This window comes from Streptomyces sp. DSM 42067 (assembly GCF_055792885.1).
The window spans coordinates 7,004,924-7,023,254 of the sequence record NZ_CM147706.1; the positions used below are offsets into that span (position 1 = coordinate 7,004,924).

At 67.2% G+C, this 18,331-nt stretch carries 17 protein-coding genes; 16 read left to right on the forward strand and 1 reads right to left on the reverse strand.

The window, feature by feature from the left end:
• Positions 1-7 precede the first annotated feature (7 nt).
• Positions 8-1,537, reverse strand: coding sequence for a UDP-N-acetylglucosamine 1-carboxyvinyltransferase (locus tag ACSMXV_RS31675; protein WP_473174562.1), 1,530 nt, complete (start codon positions 1,535-1,537; stop codon positions 8-10).
• A gap of 269 nt (positions 1,538-1,806) precedes the next feature.
• Here ACSMXV_RS31675 and ACSMXV_RS31680 point away from each other — a divergent pair, with 269 nt between their 5' ends.
• The 16 genes from ACSMXV_RS31680 (at position 1,807) to ACSMXV_RS31755 (ending at position 18,248) form a co-directional block, all read left to right on the forward strand.
• The gene (locus ACSMXV_RS31680; protein ID WP_473174563.1) at positions 1,807-2,289 is read left to right on the forward strand and encodes a helix-turn-helix transcriptional regulator; all 483 of its coding nucleotides are present in this window, start codon (positions 1,807-1,809) and stop codon (positions 2,287-2,289) included.
• Positions 2,290-2,294: 5 nt separating this feature from the next.
• Positions 2,295-2,921: a glyoxalase gene (locus ACSMXV_RS31685; protein WP_473174564.1), complete on the forward strand. Its 627-nt coding sequence runs from the start codon at positions 2,295-2,297 to the stop codon at positions 2,919-2,921.
• Between the two features lie 125 nt (positions 2,922-3,046).
• Positions 3,047-3,502: a pyridoxamine 5'-phosphate oxidase family protein gene (locus ACSMXV_RS31690; protein WP_473174565.1), complete on the forward strand. Its 456-nt coding sequence runs from the start codon at positions 3,047-3,049 to the stop codon at positions 3,500-3,502.
• 285 nt (positions 3,503-3,787) lie between these two features.
• Complete coding sequence (gene acnA, locus ACSMXV_RS31695) at positions 3,788-6,502, forward strand: aconitate hydratase AcnA (protein ID WP_473179116.1); 2,715 nt, start codon at positions 3,788-3,790, stop codon at positions 6,500-6,502.
• 283 nt (positions 6,503-6,785) lie between these two features.
• A complete protein-coding gene (locus ACSMXV_RS31700) occupies positions 6,786-7,871 on the forward strand; it encodes a lytic polysaccharide monooxygenase auxiliary activity family 9 protein (protein ID WP_473174566.1) in 1,086 nt (361 codons plus the stop codon).
• A 348-nt stretch (positions 7,872-8,219) separates the two neighbouring features.
• Positions 8,220-8,597, forward strand: a complete 378-nt coding sequence (locus tag ACSMXV_RS31705) for a type II toxin-antitoxin system RelE/ParE family toxin (protein WP_473174567.1) — start codon at positions 8,220-8,222, stop codon at positions 8,595-8,597.
• Positions 8,594-8,905, forward strand: a complete 312-nt coding sequence (locus ACSMXV_RS31710) for a helix-turn-helix domain-containing protein (RefSeq protein WP_473174568.1) — start codon at positions 8,594-8,596, stop codon at positions 8,903-8,905. Before ACSMXV_RS31705 ends, ACSMXV_RS31710 begins: the two co-directional genes overlap by 4 nt.
• A gap of 64 nt (positions 8,906-8,969) precedes the next feature.
• Positions 8,970-9,191: a hypothetical protein gene (locus ACSMXV_RS31715; protein ID WP_473174569.1), complete on the forward strand. Its 222-nt coding sequence runs from the start codon at positions 8,970-8,972 to the stop codon at positions 9,189-9,191.
• Positions 9,188-9,415: a hypothetical protein gene (locus ACSMXV_RS31720; RefSeq protein WP_473174570.1), complete on the forward strand. Its 228-nt coding sequence runs from the start codon at positions 9,188-9,190 to the stop codon at positions 9,413-9,415. Before ACSMXV_RS31715 ends, ACSMXV_RS31720 begins: the two co-directional genes overlap by 4 nt.
• A 410-nt stretch (positions 9,416-9,825) precedes the next feature.
• Positions 9,826-11,286 carry an N-acetylglucosamine/diacetylchitobiose ABC transporter substrate-binding protein gene (gene ngcE, locus ACSMXV_RS31725; protein WP_473174571.1) on the forward strand — a complete coding sequence of 487 codons (1,461 nt, stop codon included), beginning with the start codon at positions 9,826-9,828 and terminating at the stop codon, positions 11,284-11,286.
• 32 nt (positions 11,287-11,318) lie between these two features.
• A complete protein-coding gene (locus ACSMXV_RS31730) occupies positions 11,319-12,251 on the forward strand; it encodes a carbohydrate ABC transporter permease (RefSeq protein ID WP_473174572.1) in 933 nt (310 codons plus the stop codon).
• Between the two features lie 14 nt (positions 12,252-12,265).
• Positions 12,266-13,204, forward strand: a complete 939-nt coding sequence (locus ACSMXV_RS31735; protein WP_473174573.1) for a carbohydrate ABC transporter permease — start codon at positions 12,266-12,268, stop codon at positions 13,202-13,204.
• A gap of 233 nt (positions 13,205-13,437) precedes the next feature.
• Positions 13,438-14,637, forward strand: coding sequence for an ROK family transcriptional regulator (locus ACSMXV_RS31740; protein WP_181658626.1), 1,200 nt, complete (start codon positions 13,438-13,440; stop codon positions 14,635-14,637).
• Between the two features lie 133 nt (positions 14,638-14,770).
• Positions 14,771-15,877, forward strand: a complete 1,107-nt coding sequence (locus tag ACSMXV_RS31745; RefSeq protein WP_473179117.1) for a substrate-binding domain-containing protein — start codon at positions 14,771-14,773, stop codon at positions 15,875-15,877.
• A gap of 284 nt (positions 15,878-16,161) precedes the next feature.
• Positions 16,162-16,950 (forward strand): ATP-binding cassette domain-containing protein, encoded by a 789-nt coding sequence (locus ACSMXV_RS31750; RefSeq protein WP_473174574.1) that lies wholly within the window; start codon positions 16,162-16,164, stop codon positions 16,948-16,950.
• Positions 16,947-18,248, forward strand: coding sequence for a sugar ABC transporter permease (locus tag ACSMXV_RS31755; protein WP_473174575.1), 1,302 nt, complete (start codon positions 16,947-16,949; stop codon positions 18,246-18,248). The genes ACSMXV_RS31750 and ACSMXV_RS31755 overlap by 4 nt, the downstream gene beginning before the upstream one ends.
• Positions 18,249-18,331: the final 83 nt, after the last annotated feature.

Genomic DNA, 18,331 nt, shown 5'->3' on the forward strand with positions numbered 1-18,331 from the left:
CGCCCGGTCAGATGTCCCGGAAGATCTCGATCTGCGCCCCCACCGAGTTCAGCCGCTCCGCCAGGTCCTCGTAACCGCGGTTGATGACGTACACGTTCCGCAGTACCGACGTGCCCTCGGCGGCCATCATCGCGAGCAGGACGACGACGGCCGGTCGCAGGGCCGGCGGGCACATCATCTCCGCGGCCCGCCAGCGGGTCGGGCCCTCGACCAGCACCCGGTGCGGGTCGAGCAGCTGCAGTCGTCCGCCGAGGCGGTTCAGATCGGTGAGATAGATCGCGCGGTTGTCGTAGACCCAGTCGTGGATCAGGGTCTTGCCCTGGGCGACGGCGGCGATGGCCGCGAAGAACGGCACGTTGTCGATGTTCAGGCCGGGGAACGGCATCGGGTGGACCTTGTCGATCGGCGCCTCGAGTTTGGAGGGCCGGACGGTCAGGTCCACGAGCCGGGTGCGGCCGTTGTCGGCGACGTATTCCGGGGTGCGGTCGTGGTCGAGGCCCATCTCCTCCAGCACCGCGAGCTCGATCTCGAGGAACTCGATCGGGACGCGGCACACGGTGAGCTCGGACTCGGTGACCACGGCCGCGGCGAGCAGGCTCATGGCCTCGACCGGGTCCTCGGAGGGGGAGTAGTCGACGTCCACGTCGATGTTCGGTACGCCGTGCACGGTCAGCGTCGTCGTGCCGATGCCGTCGACCTTGACCCCGAGCGCCTCGAGGAAGAAGCAGAGGTCCTGGACCATGTAGTTGGACGAGGCGTTGCGGATGACGGTCGTGCCGTTGTGGCGGGCGGCCGCGAGCAGCGCGTTCTCGGTCACGGTGTCGCCGCGCTCGGTCAGCACGATCGGGCGCTCCGGCGCCACCGCGCGGTCCACCTGCGCGTGGTAGAGGCCCTCGGTCGCGGTGATGTCGAGGCCGAACCGGCGCAGCGCGATCATGTGCGGTTCGACGGTGCGCGTGCCGAGGTCGCAGCCGCCCGCGTACGGCAGCTTGAAATGGTCCATACGGTGCAGAAGCGGGCCGAGGAACATGATGATCGAGCGGGTGCGGCGGGCCGCCTCCGCGTCGATGGCGCCCATGTCGAGCTCGGCGGGCGGCACGATCTCCAGGTCGACCCGGTCGTTGATCCAACGGGTGCGCACACCGATGGAGTTGAGCACCTCGAGGAGCCGGTACACCTCCTCGATACGGGCGACGCGGCGCAGCACCGTACGCCCCTTGTTGAGCAGCGATGCGCAAAGCAGCGCCACGCAGGCGTTCTTGCTCGTCTTGACGTCGATGGATCCGGACAGCCGGCGGCCGCCCACCACGCGAAGGTGCATCGGGCCCGCGTACCCCAGTGAGACAATCTCACTGTCCAGCGCTTCCCCGATGCGGGCAATCATCTCAAGACTGATGTTCTGGTTGCCGCGTTCGACTCGGTTGACCGCGCTCTGGCTGGTGCCCAGGGCCTCCGCGAGCTGCGCCTGCGACCAGCCGCGATGCTGACGCGCGTCACGGATGAGCTTGCCGATGCGTACGAGGTAGTCGTCTGCCATGTGGCGCAGGTTATCTCAGATATGAGATGGACTTCGCGCCGGGGTGGCATTCGGGTGAGCCTGGCGTGTCACGCAGGGGCACCTTTTGACGGTCAGTCGGGCATCCGTCCCGCGCAACTCGACTGCGGCCGAATGGGTGTCGAAGTGTTCCAGTTGTCCTGGTTTGCCTCTCATCCGTGAAACAGGTGGCCAGATCGGTCAGGAATCGAGAAGCGCGGATCAGGGAGCCGCACCTAGCGTGAAGCTGACGTCGGAAAGGGAGTTCTCTCATGTGTCACCCCTCATGGGGGCGCGCACACACCGCGGCGCAGCGCCTGAGCGACCTCGGACGCCAGAGCGATCTCGCGCGACTGCGCCGTGTCCGCGACCGGATCGACCGGGAGTACGCACAGCCGCTGGACGTCGAGGCGCTCGCCCGCGGCGTGCACATGTCCGCCGGGCACCTCAGCCGCCAGTTCCGGCTGGCCTACGGCGAGTCTCCGTACGCGTACCTGATGACGCGTCGCATCGAACGCGCGACGGCGCTGCTGCGTCGCGGCGACCTCGGCGTCACCGAGGTCTGCTTCGCGGTCGGCTGCTCATCGCTGGGCACCTTCAGCACCCGCTTCACCGAGCTGGTCGGCATGCCGCCAAGCGCCTACCGGCGGTGCGGGGCGGGCCCCGCAGCGGGGATGCCGCCGTGTGTGGCGAAACAGGTGACAAGACCGGTCAGGAATCAAGAAGCGCCGGTCGCCGAGCCGCACATAGCGTGATGGCCATGGCATCCATCGAATCCCTCACCCTCGACGTGGCCGACCCCACGGCCGCCCACCGCTTCTACACCGCCGCCTTCGGCTTGGACACGCAGATCCGCCTGCGGGCCTCGGAGGCACCCACAACCGGCTTCCGCGGGTTCACGCTGTCGCTCACGGTGTCCCAGCCGGCCACCGTCAACAGCCTCATCGACGCCGCCCTCGACGCCGGCGCCACGCCGCTGAAGCCTGCCGCGAAGTCGCTCTGGGGCTACGGCGGTGTCGTACAGGCCCCGGACGGGACGATCTGGAAGGTCGCGACCTCGGCGAAGAAGGACACCGGCCCGGCCACCCGGCAGATCGACGAGATCGTGCTCCTGCTGGGAGTCGCGGACGTGGCCGCGAGCAAGCGGTTCTACGTCGAGCGCGGCCTCGCCGTGGCGAAGAGCTTCGGCCGCATGTACGTCGAGTTCGCCGCTGCGTCGAGTCCCGTCAAGCTGGCCCTGTACAGGCGCCGTGCCCTTGCCAAGGACGCCGGCGTCTCTCCCGACGGCACGGGATCGCACCGGCTCGTGATCGGCGGCGATGCCGGGCCTTTCACCGACCCGGACGGGTTTGCGTGGGAGGCCGCATCGCCGGCCCTCACGCCCTGATGTGCCACTGCCGCCTGCCCTGCCTGGTCGCCGATCACGACACGGCCGCCGGGTGAACCCGACCGATGACCGACGGAGCCTCTCCCCCCGGAGGAAGGGCTCTCCACGAAGTGACTGGAGGAAGCATGACGGGCGCGCCGCCGCGTGGACTTGAGGAGAGGCTGCGGGACACTCGCGCGAAACTGGAGAGCGACGTCGATCTCTGGGTCGCGACGTCGGGCTCCCCGGGCGGGGTCCACCTCATCCCGCTCTCGTACCTGTGGGACGGGACCGCGCTCCTCATCTCGACGCCGCGCGCCTCGGTCACCGGCCGCAACCTGCTGGCGGACGGCAGGGTGCGACTCAGCCTCGGGCCGACCCGCGACGTCGTCGTCGTCGACGGCACCGCCGATCCGGTGGACATCGCCGACCTCGGCCCGGAGGCGGGCGACGCGTTCGCGACCAAGACCGGTTTCGACCCGCGCGAGCTCGACGAGCCCTACCAGTACTTCCTGATCCGGCCGCGGCGCATCCAGGCCTGGCGGGAGGCGAACGAGCTGCGGGGGCGCGACCTGATGCGCGACGGCCGCTGGCTCGGCTGACCACGGGAACACACCCGCGCCAAGCAGTCACTCAACCTTCGGTGAGAATCGCTCCACCTTGAGAATCACTCCACCTTCGATGCGACAGGTCACAGCGCCGGGGTCAGGGCATGACCGAACAGCGCCCATGTACTAGAGTTATCTCGACATCGAGATATCTGCCGAGGCGCACCGCAGCCACCCACCCTGGTAAGGGTCACCTAACTTAGCCTTACCTTAGCGGATCGGCGACGAGTCGTGGCGGCAGGATGCGGTGGTACGCGCACAAAAATGAAGGAGACTGTCGTGTCGGCGAACAGCTTCGACGCCCGCAGCACGCTGCAGGTGGGCGACGAGTCGTACGAGATCTTCAGGCTGGACAAGGTCGAGGGCTCCGCTCGTCTGCCCTACAGCCTGAAGGTGCTGCTGGAGAACCTGCTCCGCACCGAGGACGGCGCGAACATCACCGCCGACCACATCCGGGCGCTCGGTGGCTGGGACTCGCAGGCGCAGCCGAGTCAGGAGATCCAGTTCACGCCGGCTCGCGTGATCATGCAGGACTTCACCGGTGTTCCCTGTGTCGTGGACCTCGCCACCATGCGCGAGGCCGTCAAGGAGCTCGGCGGCGACCCGGCGAAGATCAACCCGCTCGCCCCGGCCGAGCTGGTCATCGACCACTCCGTCATCGCCGACAAGTTCGGCACCCCGGACTCCTTCGCCCAGAACGTGGAGCTGGAGTACGGCCGCAACAAGGAGCGCTACCAGTTCCTGCGCTGGGGCCAGACCGCGTTCGACGAGTTCAAGGTCGTCCCGCCCGGCACCGGCATCGTCCACCAGGTCAACATCGAGCACCTGGCCCGCGTCGTCATGGTCCGTGACGGCAAGGCGTACCCCGACACCTTGGTCGGCACCGACTCGCACACCACCATGGTCAACGGCCTCGGTGTGCTGGGCTGGGGCGTCGGCGGCATCGAGGCCGAGGCCGCGATGCTCGGCCAGCCCGTCTCGATGCTCATCCCGCGTGTCGTCGGCTTCAAGCTGACCGGCGAGCTGAAGCCGGGCACCACCGCCACCGACCTCGTGCTGACCATCACCGAGATGCTCCGCAAGCACGGTGTCGTCGGCAAGTTCGTCGAGTTCTACGGCGAGGGCGTCGCCGCCACCTCGCTCGCCAACCGCGCCACCATCGGCAACATGTCGCCGGAGTTCGGCTCCACCGCCGCGATCTTCCCGATCGACGACGAGACCCTGAACTACCTGCGCCTGACCGGCCGCTCCGAGCAGCAGGTCGCGCTCGTCGAGGCGTACGCCAAGGAGCAGGGCCTCTGGCTCGACCCGGCCGCCGAGCCCGACTTCTCCGAGAAGCTCGAGCTGGACCTCTCCACGGTCGTCCCGTCGATCGCCGGCCCGAAGCGCCCGCAGGACCGCATCGTCCTCGCCGACGCCGCGTACCAGTTCTCGCAGGACGTACGGAACTACGTGGACACGGCCGACGAGGCGGGCGAGGAGTCCTTCCCGGCCTCCGACTCCCCGGCCGTCAGCAACGGTGTGCCGACCAAGCCGACCCTGGTCACCGCCCCCGACGGCTCGACGTACGAGATCGACCACGGCGCCGTCACGGTCGCCGCGATCACCTCCTGCACCAACACCTCGAACCCGTACGTCATGGTCGCCGCCGCGCTGGTGGCCAAGAAGGCGGTCGAGAAGGGCCTGACCCGCAAGCCGTGGGTCAAGACCACCCTGGCCCCGGGCTCCAAGGTCGTCATGGACTACTACGACCGCGCGGGCCTCACGCCGTACCTCGACAAGATGGGCTTCAACCTCGTCGGTTACGGCTGCACCACCTGCATCGGCAACTCCGGCCCGCTGCCGGAGGAGGTCTCCAAGGCCGTCAACGACCACGACCTGGCCGTGACGTCCGTGCTCTCGGGCAACCGCAACTTCGAGGGCCGCATCAACCCCGACGTCAAGATGAACTACCTGGCGTCCCCGCCGCTGGTCGTCGCGTACGCCATCGCGGGCTCCATGAAGGTGGACATCACCAAGGACGCCCTGGGCACCGACAAGGACGGCAAGCCCGTCTACCTGCAGGACATCTGGCCGTCCGAGCAGGAGGTCAACGAGGTCGTCGCCAGCGCCATCGGCGAGGACATGTTCGCCACGTCCTACCAGGACGTGTTCGCCGGCGACGCCCAGTGGCAGTCGCTGCCGATCCCGACCGGCAACACCTTCGAGTGGGACCCGCAGTCGACCTACGTCCGCAAGCCCCCGTACTTCGAGGGCATGACGATGGACACGACCCCGGTCACCGACATCGCCGGCGCCCGCGTCCTCGCCAAGCTGGGCGACTCGGTCACCACCGACCACATCTCCCCGGCCGGTGCGATCAAGGCCGACACCCCGGCCGGCAAGTACCTCACCGAGCACGGTGTGGAGCGTCGTGACTTCAACTCCTACGGCTCGCGCCGAGGCAACCACGAGGTCATGATCCGCGGTACGTTCGCCAACATCCGCCTGCGCAACCAGATCGCGCCGGGCACCGAGGGCGGCTACACCCGCGACTTCACGCAGGCCGACGGCCCGGTGTCGTTCATCTACGACGCGTCGCAGAACTACCAGGCCGCCGGCGTCCCGCTGGTCGTCCTGGCCGGCAAGGAGTACGGCTCCGGCTCGTCCCGCGACTGGGCCGCGAAGGGCACCGCGCTCCTTGGCGTCAAGGCCGTCATCGCCGAGTCGTACGAGCGCATCCACCGCTCGAACCTCATCGGCATGGGCGTCCTGCCGCTGCAGTTCCCGGAGGGCGCCTCGGCCGAGTCCCTCGGCCTGACCGGCGAGGAGACCTTCTCCATCACCGGTGTGACCGAGCTCAACGACGGCACCACGCCGCGCACGGTGAAGGTCACCACCGACACCGGCGTCGAGTTCGACGCGGTCGTCCGTATCGACACCCCGGGTGAGGCGGACTACTACCGCAACGGCGGCATCATGCAGTACGTGCTGCGCAGCCTGATCCGGAAGTAAGCGGTAAAGCACGGCAGTTGAGGGCCGCATCCCCGGTGACGGGGGTGCGGCCCTCGTGTGTCCGCAGGCAGGGGGCCCCTGGTGGACAGGCGAACCTGATGTGTTCGTGCCGAGTGGTGCGCCAGGCGTTTACAAGAGTGGCGGCCCTCGCTAACTTCACAGGGAGTGGGATGGGAGCGCTCCCATAGCAGCGGACCGGAACCCGCCCCCAGGCGGCGTTCCCATCTCACATGCACGTTCCTCACGACCATCGAGCAATCGACAACGAAGGGACGCGTTTGTCATGTCCGCAGCAAAACTCGCGACGAGTAGGCGATTACCGCTGCCCGCCCGGTACAGAGCCTTCTTCCTCGTCCTGCTGGCCCTGGTCACCACGATCCCGGCCCTGGGACTGGTGCTCACGGCGGGCGGGAAGGCCGAGGCGCACGGCACGCCCATGAAGCCCGGCAGCCGCACGTTCCTGTGCTGGCAGGACGGGCTCACGGACACCGGGGAGATCAAGCCCGTCAACCCGGCCTGCGCGGCGGCCGCCCAGGAGAGCGGCACCACGCCGTTCTACAACTGGTTCTCCGTGCTCCGCTCGGACGGGGCCGGCCGTACCCGCGGCTTCGTCCCCGACGGAGAGCTGTGCAGCGGCGGGAACACGAACTTCACCGGGTTCAACCTGCCGCGCGACGACTGGCCGCTCACGCATCTGACGGCGGGAGCGACCGTCGACTTCTCGTACAACGCCTGGGCCGCGCACCCGGGTTGGTTCTACGTCTACGTCACCAAGGACGGTTTCGACCCGACCCAGCCGCTCACCTGGGACGACATGGAGGAGCAGCCGTTCCTCTCCGTCGACCACCCGCCGCTGAACGGATCGCCGGGGACGGTCGATGCCAACTACTCGTGGACCGGTGCCCTGCCCGAGGGCAAGGACGGGCGGCACATCATCTACATGGTGTGGCAGCGCTCGGACAGCCAGGAGACCTTCTACTCCTGCTCCGACGTCGTCTTCGACGGCGGCAATGGTGAAGTGACCGGCATCAAGGACCCGGGCAACCCCCCGACGGAGCCGCCGCCCGGCGACTGCTCCGCCACCCGCCGTACCACCGGCAGCTGGTCCGGCGGCTACCAGGCCGAGGTGACCGTCACCAACACCAGTGACATCCCGATGCTCGGCTGGATGGTGGACTGGACGCTGCCCGACGGGCAGGCGATCGACAGCCTGTGGAGCGGCACGATGACCGTGCAGGGTCAGGAGGTGATGGTCCACAACGCCGACTGGAACGGCGCCCTGGACCCTGGTGAATCGACGACCTTCGGTTACGTGGTGTCGGGCTCCGGGGCGGATCCCGCCACCAGCCTGCCGTGTCGGGTGGGCTGACGCGTGCGCTAGGCAAGTTGATCCACGGGTGGGGTGCCGACGGCCTTTGGCACCCCACCCGTGGCCGTACGTCAGCGGTGGTGCTTGCGCAATTCCCGGGACCCAACAGTCGGAGGACGGGTCTGCCTCTCTCAAGCAACGGCCTCCGCGGGCCGGCGGCCGAGGCCTGCTCACCGCTCGCTGTACGGGTGCCTGTTTTCGCTGGCAGGCGGAGTGTGTCGACACCGCTGCCTGCGACGGCAACTCGTCGCCCGCTGCTCGATCGGGTGAACATCGCCGGTTCTCCGGAACGCGGCCACCCCTCTCCCGGTAGAGGATTTGCTACACTTCAACTGCGGAGAGGCGTCGATGGAAGACTGGGAGATCTACGTTACAGACGAGGTTCGAGATTGGATCGGTGGTCTGGACGAGAGATCGCACAAGCTCGTGGCACAGGCCATCGACGTGCTGGCGGAGAGCGGTCCTGGGCTCGGCCGTCCACTCGTGGACCGAGTCGCTCACTCGTCGGTCCAGAACCTCAAGGAGCTCAGGCCCGGATCAGCGGGCCGTACTGAGATCCGCGTACTGTTCGTGTCCGATCCATGGCGTTCGGCCATCCTCCTGGTCGCGGGTGACAAGTCCGGAGACTGGAGCGGCTGGTACGACTGGGCGATCCCCCGAGCGGAGCGGCTGCTCACGGTGTACCTCGAAGAACGAGCCATCGAGGAGAGGGAGAAGAATCGGTGAAGGGCTTTACGCGCTGGGCCGACATGCGAGGCCCGATCATCGAGCGTATCGGTGAGGAGGAGTTCGAGGCTGGCAAGGAGGAACTGCGGGCTCGGGCGCGCGGTCACCGCCTTGCCGAGATCCGTAGGCGGCAGGGCATGACGCAGGCGCAGCTCGCCGAGCTGATGGGTGTGACCAAGTCTCGGGTCAGCCAGATCGAGCGCGGTCAGGCGTCGACGCACGAGGTGCTCGCCCGCTATGTGGCAGCTCTCGGTGGGCAGCTGCATCTCGTGGCGGACTTCGGTGAGGAGCAGCTCAAGGTGGGCTGACCTGGCTTGGTCGGCGCAATCTTCCCTCGTGTCGTCTTGCAGAGGGTGTAGCCCCTCGCGGCAGATGCGAACGCGGCCAGCCGCAGATCCGCTCTCCGAAGCAGGCAATGCCGTACGGGAGCTGAACGAGTCCCTCGCCGCCTGCGGCATCACACTGCCCTCGCTCCGTGTCGATCTACCGTCATGCGGGTTCAGTGCGACGCCCCGACCCCTGGTCGAGCTGGGCCGCTGCAACCTGGAGACGGCACGGAAGCTGACTCTCGTGCTGAAGCAGGTGGCGCCTTGAGCGACGTACCACTGCCCGGCACGGTTGTCGTCGACGAGCGTCAGGGCCGTGTCGGGCAGGTCATGGGCGCGGCGGGTCCGTACCTCCAACTGCGGCCGCTCGGTGGCGGCAAGGAGTGGGACGCCTGCCCTGCGGCGGTACGTGTGGCCACGCCCGCCGAGCGGCTGAGCGCAGGTGTGGCCGCCGCGAACGCCGCCAGCCGCCGCGCCGGGAGCCGCGGCTGAGCCGTATTCGAGCTCCGCTGCCGTCGGCTCGTGGTGGATCAGAATCCGACGAGTGAGTTGATGTCCGTCTCGACTGGGAACGGCAGGTGCAGACCGCCCGTGTGTCCGCGAGGTCTCAACTAGAAAAAGAACGCAGACCAAACCTGCATTCGATCTTGATCCGTCGCCGGGAAGTGGACTATACCTGTCGGCACCACCCAGCCGTTCGACAGGTCGTGGACAGGAGGGGGGTCCGGGGGAGGGGACAGAGGCGGACCGGCGATGTCGTCGGCCGCGCCCGTGATTCCCGCCGATTCCGACACTCCAGCACTCCAGCACGATCCAGCTCCACCGAAGACACAGCACTTCACCGCGGTGCCGGGGAGGATCCGGTTCACCGCCTGAGTCCTGGAGAAGGCGAGGACTTGAGCATGGGATCCACTTCCGGCCACAGCAGCTCCGAGAACGCCGGCAGCAACTCGGCGGGTGTCGGCCGCCGCGACCTGATCAAGCGGTCCGCTGCGCTCGGTCTGATCTCCGTTCCCACGATGGGTTTCCTCTCGGCGTGCGCCAGCAGCGGCAGCGGCGAGGAGGAGAACACCAACAAGGGGGAGAAGACCAAGTCGAACCCCTTCGGCGTCGCGAAGGGCGGCACCCTCGACGTCGTCATCTTCAAGGGCGGCTTCGGCGACCAGTACGCCATCGAGTGGGAGAAGAAGTACAAGGCGAAGTGGGGCAGCAAGATCTCCCACCTCGGCACCCAGGAGATCACGGGCAAGCTCCAGCCCCGCTTCGTCGGCGGCAACCCGCCGGACGTCGTGGACAACTCCGGCGCCCAGCAGATCAAGCTCGACACCCTGTACAAGGACGGCCAGCTCGCCAACCTGGACGAGCTGCTCGACGCCCCGTCGTACGACGACCCGTCGAAGAAGGTCCGCGACATCCTCGTCCCGGGCACGGCCGAAAAGGGCAACTTCGACGGCAAGATGTACTCGCTGAACTACATCTACACCGTCTGGGGCGTGTGGTACTCCGGCAAGCTCTTCACGGACAAGGGCTGGGAGGTGCCGAAGACCTGGGACGCCTTCCTTGAGATCATGAAGGAGGCGAAGAAGGACGGCATCGGCGGCCTCGCCCACCAGGGCAAGCACCCGTACTACGTCAACGTCATGATCATGGACCTGATCGCCAAGACCGGTGGTCTGGACGCCATGAAGGCGATCGACAACCTGGACCCGAAGGCGTTCGTCGGCAGCGACGCCGCCCAGGCGTCCATCGAGGCGATCTACGAGATCGTCGAGAAGGGCCTGCTGATGCCGGGCACCAACTCCCTCGACCACATCGAGTCCCAGACCGCGTGGAACAAGGGCAAGGCCGTCTTCATCCCCTCCGGCTCCTGGCTGGAGAACGAACAGCTGAAGCAGACGCCCGAGGACTTCGACATGAAGTTCCTGCCGATGCCGCTGCTGCCCGACAGCAAGCTGCCGTTCGAGGCCATCCGCGCCGGCGCGGGTGAGCCCTTCATCGTCCCCGAGAAGGCCAAGAACAAGGCGGGCGGCCTTGAGTTCCTGCGCATGATGCTGTCGAAGGAGTGGTCGACGAGCTTCGCCCAGCAGGCGAACTCGCTGACCATCGTCCAGGACGGTGTCGACACCAGCGTCGAGCTGCGCCCCGGCACGAAGTCCGCGATCGAGGCCGTCACGGCGGCCGGCGACAACACCTTCGACTACTACTACACCAACTGGTACAGCGAGATGGACGAGTCCTTCCGGACCGCGTCCGCCGAGCTGATGGCCAAGCGCATCCAGCCCAAGGAATGGCTCAAGCGGTGCCAGGCCGCCGTCGACAAGGCGGCGAAGGACCCGGCGAGCAAGAACAACAAGCGTCCGTAACGGGGGTTCCGGAACACCAGGGGCTGAGAGTCATGCACAAGGGCAAGAACCGGTTCATCGCCGGTTTTCTGATCGGTCCGCTCGGGCTGTACGTGGTCTTCATGATCTGGCCGTACGTGCAGACCTTCGGGTATTCCTTCACCAACTGGCGTGGCCAGTCGGCGCAGATGGATTTCGTCGGGCTGCAGAACTACATCGACCTGTTCGCCGACGACGTCTTCACGCGGGCCCTGTGGAACAACTTCCTGCTCCTGGTGACGCTTCCGATCGCCACCATCCTGCTCGCCCTCTTCTTCGCCTTCATGGTGAACGTGGGCGGGCGGGGCGGTGCGGCCGGTATCCAGGGCGTCCGTGGGTCCGGCTTCTACAAGGTCGTCTTCTTCCTCCCGCACGTTCTGTCGGTGGTCATCCTCGCCATCGTGTGGCGGGCGATCTACCGCGGCGATGTCGCGGGTCTGATCAACGGCAGCCTGATCAAACTGGGTATCTCCGACCGGGAGAACCCGATCGAGTGGCTCAACTCCCCGAATCTGGTGCTGTGGTGCGTCGCCTTCGTCCTGCTGTGGTGGGGCGTCGGTTTCTATCTCGTCCTCTTCTCGGCGGCCATGCAGTCGATTCCCAAGGAGATCTACGAGGCCGCACTGCTGGACGGCGCCAACCGGAACCAGACCTTTTTCAAGGTCACCCTGCCGCTGCTGTGGGACACCGTGCAGACGGCCTGGGTCTATCTCGCGATTCTGGCCATGGACGCGTTCGCGCTCATCTCGGTCATGACGCCGGGCAGCAATTTCGGCGGCGGTCCCGACCACAGCAGTGAGGTCATGGCCACGTATCTGATGCGCAACTTCCTGGCGTTCGGAAAGAGCGGCTATGCCTGTGCCATGGGTGTGGTGATTCTGCTCCTCACTCTGATCCTGTCCATCCTCACGCTGCGGATCAGCCGCCGCGAGCGCATCGAGTACTGAGCGGGGAGCACACCATGTCCACCACTCCCACGATCGACGGCGTGACCAAGGACGCCGTACCGGCCCAGCGCGGCGGAGCGAACAAGGGCCGCGGCCCGGCGGGGGGCGAGAGCGAGGGCAGGGTCCTCAACGTCTTCTCGCACGGTTTCCTCATTCTGTGGGCCGTGATGATCGTCCTGCCGCTGATCTGGATTCTCCTGGGGTCGTTCAAGACCGACGCGGAAATCGGTGCCAGCTCCTGGTCGTGGCCGTCCAACTGGAACTTCGACGCCTTCGGCCGGGCCTGGACCACGGGCCATATCGGTTCGTACTTCCTGAACACCGTCATCGTGCTGGTCTTCTCGGTGCCGCTGACGATGCTGTTCGGGTCGATGGGCGCCTATGTGCTGGCCCGCTATCCGTTCCGGGGCAACCGGTTCATCTACTACTTCTTCGTCGCCGGTGCGATGTTCCCGGTGTACCTCGGGCTGATCCCGCTGTACTTCCTGGTCAAGCAGCTCGGCATGCTCAACACCTACCAGGGCCTGATCCTGGTGTACATCGCGTACTCGATGCCGTTCACGGTCTTCTTCATGCACGCGTTCTTCCGGACGCTGCCGACCACCATCCACGAAGCGGCCGTTATCGACGGGGCCTCGCACTCCCGGGTCTTCTTCCAGGTGATGCTGCCGATGGCCAAGCCCGGTCTGATCAGCGTCGGCATCTTCAATCTGCTCGGCCAGTGGAACCAGTACATCCTGCCGCTGGTCCTGATGCAGCAGCAGAGCGGCTTCGACCCGGACCGCTCGATGCTGACGCAGGGCCTGGTGCTGCTGAACCAGCAGCAGGGATATGCGGGCGACCTTCCGGTGATCTTCGCGGGTATGACGATCGCGATCCTGCCGGTCGTCGTGGTCTATCTGTCCTTCCAGCGACAGGTCCAGTCCGGCCTGACCGCGGGCACGCTGAAGTAGCCCCAGGCGACCGTCCCGACAGCCCCGGTCTCCAGGGAAGCCTGGAGGCCGGGGCCTCGGCCTGCCGTAAGACGGTCGCGCTTGGGAAGCGATTTCCGTCAAGGACTTGACTGCGGTAACCGGTTCAGCACAGCTTGGAGTTCACAACTTGTACGTGGCCCCGTTCACAGCTGCCGTGAACCGGGCCCTCGGGCGGCATCGCTGCCCGTCCTAGGGCAGGAGTGGATGGGTCGATGGAGACTCCGGGGTCGCAGTCGTCGCTGCACCGGGCCAATCTCGAGCGGGTCGTACGTGCCGTGCGGCTGGCCGGGTCGCTCACGCAGGCCGAGATCGCAAGGACGACGGGCCTGTCCGCAGCGACGGTCTCCAACATCGTGCGGGAGCTCAAGGAGGGCGGAACCGTCGAGGTCACGCCCACCTCGGCGGGCGGCCGTCGGGCGCGCAGCGTGTCCTTGAGCGGTGACGCCGGAATCGTCATCGGCGTCGACTTCGGGCATACGCACCTGCGCGTCGCGATCGGGAACCTCGCCCATCAGGTGCTGGCCGAGGAGTCCGAGCCGCTTGACGTGGACGCCTCCGCCGCGCAGGGCTTCGACCGGGCGGAAGAGCTGGTCAGCCGCCTGATCGTGGCCACGGGGGTCGACCGATCCAAGATCGCGGGCGTCGGACTCGGCGTGCCGGGACCGATCGACGTGGAGTCGGGCACGCTGGGCTCGACGGCCATCCTGCCGGGCTGGACCGGCACCAGACCCGCCGAGGAGCTGCGCGGACGGCTCGGTGTCCCGGTTCACGTCGACAACGACGCCAACCTGGGTGCGCTCGGCGAGTTGGTCTGGGGCAGCGGGCGCGGCGTGAAGGACCTCGCGTACATCAAGGTCTCGAGCGGTGTGGGCGCCGGCCTGGTGATCGACGGGAAGATCTACCGGGGTCCCGGCGGAACCGCGGGCGAAATTGGACATATCACTCTGGATGAGTCCGGCCCGGTCTGCCGCTGCGGCAACCGCGGCTGCCTGGAGACCTTCACGGCCGCCCGCTATGTGCTGCCGCTCCTCCAGCCCAGCCACGGCACGGATCTGACCATGGAAGGCGTCGTCAGGCTGGCGCGCGACGGCGACCCGGGCTGCCGACGCGTGATCGCCGACGTCGGGCGCCACATCGGCAGCGGCGTGGCCAACCTTTGCAACCTCTTGAACCCGTCCCGGGTGGTGCTCGGCGGCGATCTCGCCGAGGCCGGTGAGCTGGTGCTGGGTCCGATCCGGGAGTCCGTCCGTCGGTACGCGATCCCGAGTGCCGCGCGTCAACTCTCCATACGCCCGGGGGCCCTTGGCGGCCGGGCCGAGGTGCTCGGCGCCCTTGCGCTGGCGCTGAGCGAGATGGGCGATTCGACCCTTCTGGACGGCTCGCTCGCCGTGGCCACTCCTGCCTTCACTTAGTTCACGCATGGCACCGTTGTCATCTCGTTAAGGATTTACTCCTTGACGGCAACCGTTACCGCCGAGTTGACTTCGAGCACCTCGGCCGCAGCGACGCGGCCACGTCAGGGAGGTTTCTGAAGTGAACACGCGTATGCGTCGTGCCGCCGTTGCCATTGCCGCTTCCGCGATGGCCGTTTCGCTCGCCGCCTGTGGCAGCGCCAAGGAGTCCGGCGAGGGCAGCGACAAGGCCAGCAGCTCGGACAAGGGTGACGCGCTGAAGATAGGCCTGCTCCTTCCGGAGAACCAGACCGCGCGTTACGAGAAGTTCGACAAGCCGCTCATCGAGAAGAAGATCAGCGAGCTCACCAACGGCAAGGCGGAGGTCACGTACGCCAACGCCAAGCAGGACGCCACCACCCAGAACCAGCAGGTCGACACGATGATCACCAACAAGGTGGACGTGCTGATCCTGGATGCGGTGGACGCCAAGGCCATCGCCGGCTCCGTCAAGAAGGCCAAGGACGCCGGCATCCCCGTCGTCGCCTACGACCGCCTCGCCGAGGGCCCGATCGACGCCTACACCTCGTTCGACAACGTCCAGGTCGGCAAGGTCCAGGGCGAGGCTCTCCTCACGGCCCTGGGCGACAAGGCCGAGGACGGCAAGATCGTCATGATGAACGGTTCCGTCACCGACCCGAACGCCAAGCAGTTCAAGGACGGTGCCCACTCCGTGCTCGACGGCAAGGTCGACATCGGCAAGGAGTACGACACCAAGGAGTGGAAGCCGGAGAACGCCAACGCCAACATGGAGGGCGCGATCTCGGCACTCGGCAAGGGCAACATCGTCGGCGTCTACTCCGCCAACGACGGCATGGCGGGCGGCATCATCACCGCCCTGAAGGCCGCGGGCCTGTCCAAGCTCCCGCCGGTCACCGGCCAGGACGCCGAACTCGCCGGTGTGCAGCGCATCGTGGCGGGCGAGCAGTACATGAGCGTCTACAAGCCGTACGCCCCGGAGGCCGAGGCCGCCGCCGAGATGGCCGTCGCGCTCGCCAAGGGCGAGAAGCTCGACTCCATCGCCAAGGACACGGTCGACAGCCCGACCACCAAGGGCATCCCCTCGGTCCTGGTCGCCGTCACCTCGCTGACCAAGGACAACATCAAGGACACCGTCATCAAGGACGGCGTCTACACGGCCAACGAGATCTGCACGACCAAGTACAAGGCCGCCTGCGAGGAGCTCGGCCTCCTCGGCTGAGGCCCTTCTGAGGCCCTTCTGCGGTCTTCTCAGGCCCTTTTGAGTCCCCTTCAGGGGCCACTCCCGAGTCCTCCTTCCGAGATTTCCCTCTCCGAGTCCCTTTGCGCGTACGGGAGTTCATTCCAGAATTCCGGTACGGGCCTCGTAAGAGGGCTCCTTCAGGACTCGTACTGAAGCCGTCCGGCGCCCCGGTTCCACCACCCCCGCTGTTCCATCGGGGCGTCGGACGGCCCACCCCCCTTTCATTTCTGCACAACCTCCCGCCGGGTCAGGCGGCGAAGGAGATGGTTCACGTGTCCGCTACGCCTGTGCTGGCGTTGCGCGGGGTCTCCAAGCGGTTCGGTGCCGTTCAGGCGCTCACCGACGTAGAGCTCGAGGTCCACGCCGGCGAGGTGGTCGCCCTCGTCGGCGACAACGGCGCCGGAAAGTCCACGCTGGTCAAGACGATCGCCGGCGTGCACCCCATCGATGACGGCGTCATCGAGTGGGAAGGCCGTTCTGTTTCGATCAACAAGCCGCACGACGCCCAGAACCTGGGCATCGCGACCGTCTACCAGGACCTCGCGCTGTGCGACAACATCGACGTCGTCGGCAATCTCTTCCTCGGCCGCGAGATCAAGCGCCGCGGTGTCCTCAACGAGGTCGAGATGGAGCGCCGCGCCCGCGAGCTGCTCACGACGCTCTCGATCCGCATCCCCAGCGTGCGGATCCCGATCGCCTCGCTCTCCGGCGGTCAGCGCCAGACCGTGGCCATCGCCCGCTCGATGCTCGGGGAGCCCAAGCTGGTCATCCTCGACGAGCCCACCGCGGCCCTCGGCGTCGAGCAGACCGCGCAGGTCCTCGACCTGGTGGAGCGGCTGCGCGAGCGCGGTCACGCCGTGATCCTCATCAGCCACAACATGGCCGACGTCAAGGCCGTCGCCGACAAGGTGGCGGTGCTCCGGCTCGGCCGCAACAACGGCGTCTTCGAGGTCAAGAGCACCTCGCAGGAAGAGATCATCTCCGCCATCACGGGTGCCACGGACAACGCCGTGACCCGTCGTGCGGCGCGCAATGGGGAGGCTCAGAAGTGAGCATCGACAAGACCTCCGCGAACCCGGGTACGACCGCCGACCACGTCGTGGAGAACCCCGAGGCCGCCGCCGACGCCGTGACCGCCGTGGACCCCCGGCTGCTCGTGCGCGAACAGGGCCTCAAGGGCTACGTCACCGAGTTCAAGCGCAAGATGCGCGCCGGCGACCTGGGTTCCATACCCGTCGTCATCGGCCTGATCATCATCTGGGCCATCTTCCAGAGCCTGAACTCGAACTTCCTCTCGGCCGAGAACCTCAACAACATCGCCATCGCGATGGTCGCCACCGGCATGATGTCCGTGGGCATCATCTTCGTGCTGCTGCTCGGCGAGATCGATCTGTCCGTCGGCTCCGTCAGCGGTGTGTCCGGCGCGCTCATGGCGGTGCTCAGCGTCACGCACGGCGTGAACGAATGGCTGGCGGTGCTCGTCGCCATCGCCGGAGGCGCCCTCATCGGCGCCATCCATGGCTTCTTCTTCGCCCGCGTCGGCGCGCCCGCCTTCGCTGTCACCCTGGCCGGCCTGCTGTTCTGGCTCGGCTTCATGCTGCAGATCCTCGGTGACAACGGCACGATCAACATCGACTCCGAAGGTGTCGTGGGCCGGCTCACCACGTACTACTTCTCCGACATCGCGGCGGCCTACGGGCTCGCGACGGTCGCGGTCGTGGTGTTCTTCATCACCTCCTTCCTGGACAGCCGCCGCCGCGAGGCCGCGGGTGTGCCGTCGCGGCCGCTCAGCGAGATCGTGCTGCGCACGGCGGTCCTCGCGGTCATCGGCTTCTCCGCCGCCGCCATGTTCAACCAGTACAAGGGCCTGCCCCTGGCGCTGGTGCTGTTCGTCGCGGTGCTCGTGCTGACCGACTTCGTGCTGCGGCGCACCGCGTACGGGCGGAAGGTCTTCGCGCTCGGCGGCAGCGTCGAGGCGTCCCGTCGTGCCGGCATCAACGTCACCGCGGTGCGGATCTCGGTCTTCGCCATCGCCGGCACCTTCGCGGCCATCGGCGGTCTGTTCTGGGCTTCCAAGATCGCCGCGGCCAACCAGAGCGCCGGCGCCGGTGACCTGCTGATGAACGTCATCGCGGCGGCCGTCATCGGCGGCACGAGCCTCTTCGGCGGCCGCGGCCGCACCTGGAACGCGCTGCTCGGTGTCATGGTGATCACCTCGATCCAGTACGGCCTGGCCCTCGAGGGCATCGCCACGCCGATCCAGTACATGATCACCGGCGGTGTGCTTCTCGCCACGGTCGTCATCGACTCGGTGACCCGCAAGACGCAGAAGACGGCCGGCCGAGCGTAGTCGCTCCGCTGGGAGAGCCGGGAAAGTAGGGTCGTCCGTCGGCTGCGGGTCGGTTGTGGCTGGTCGCGCCCGCGCGGCGGAGC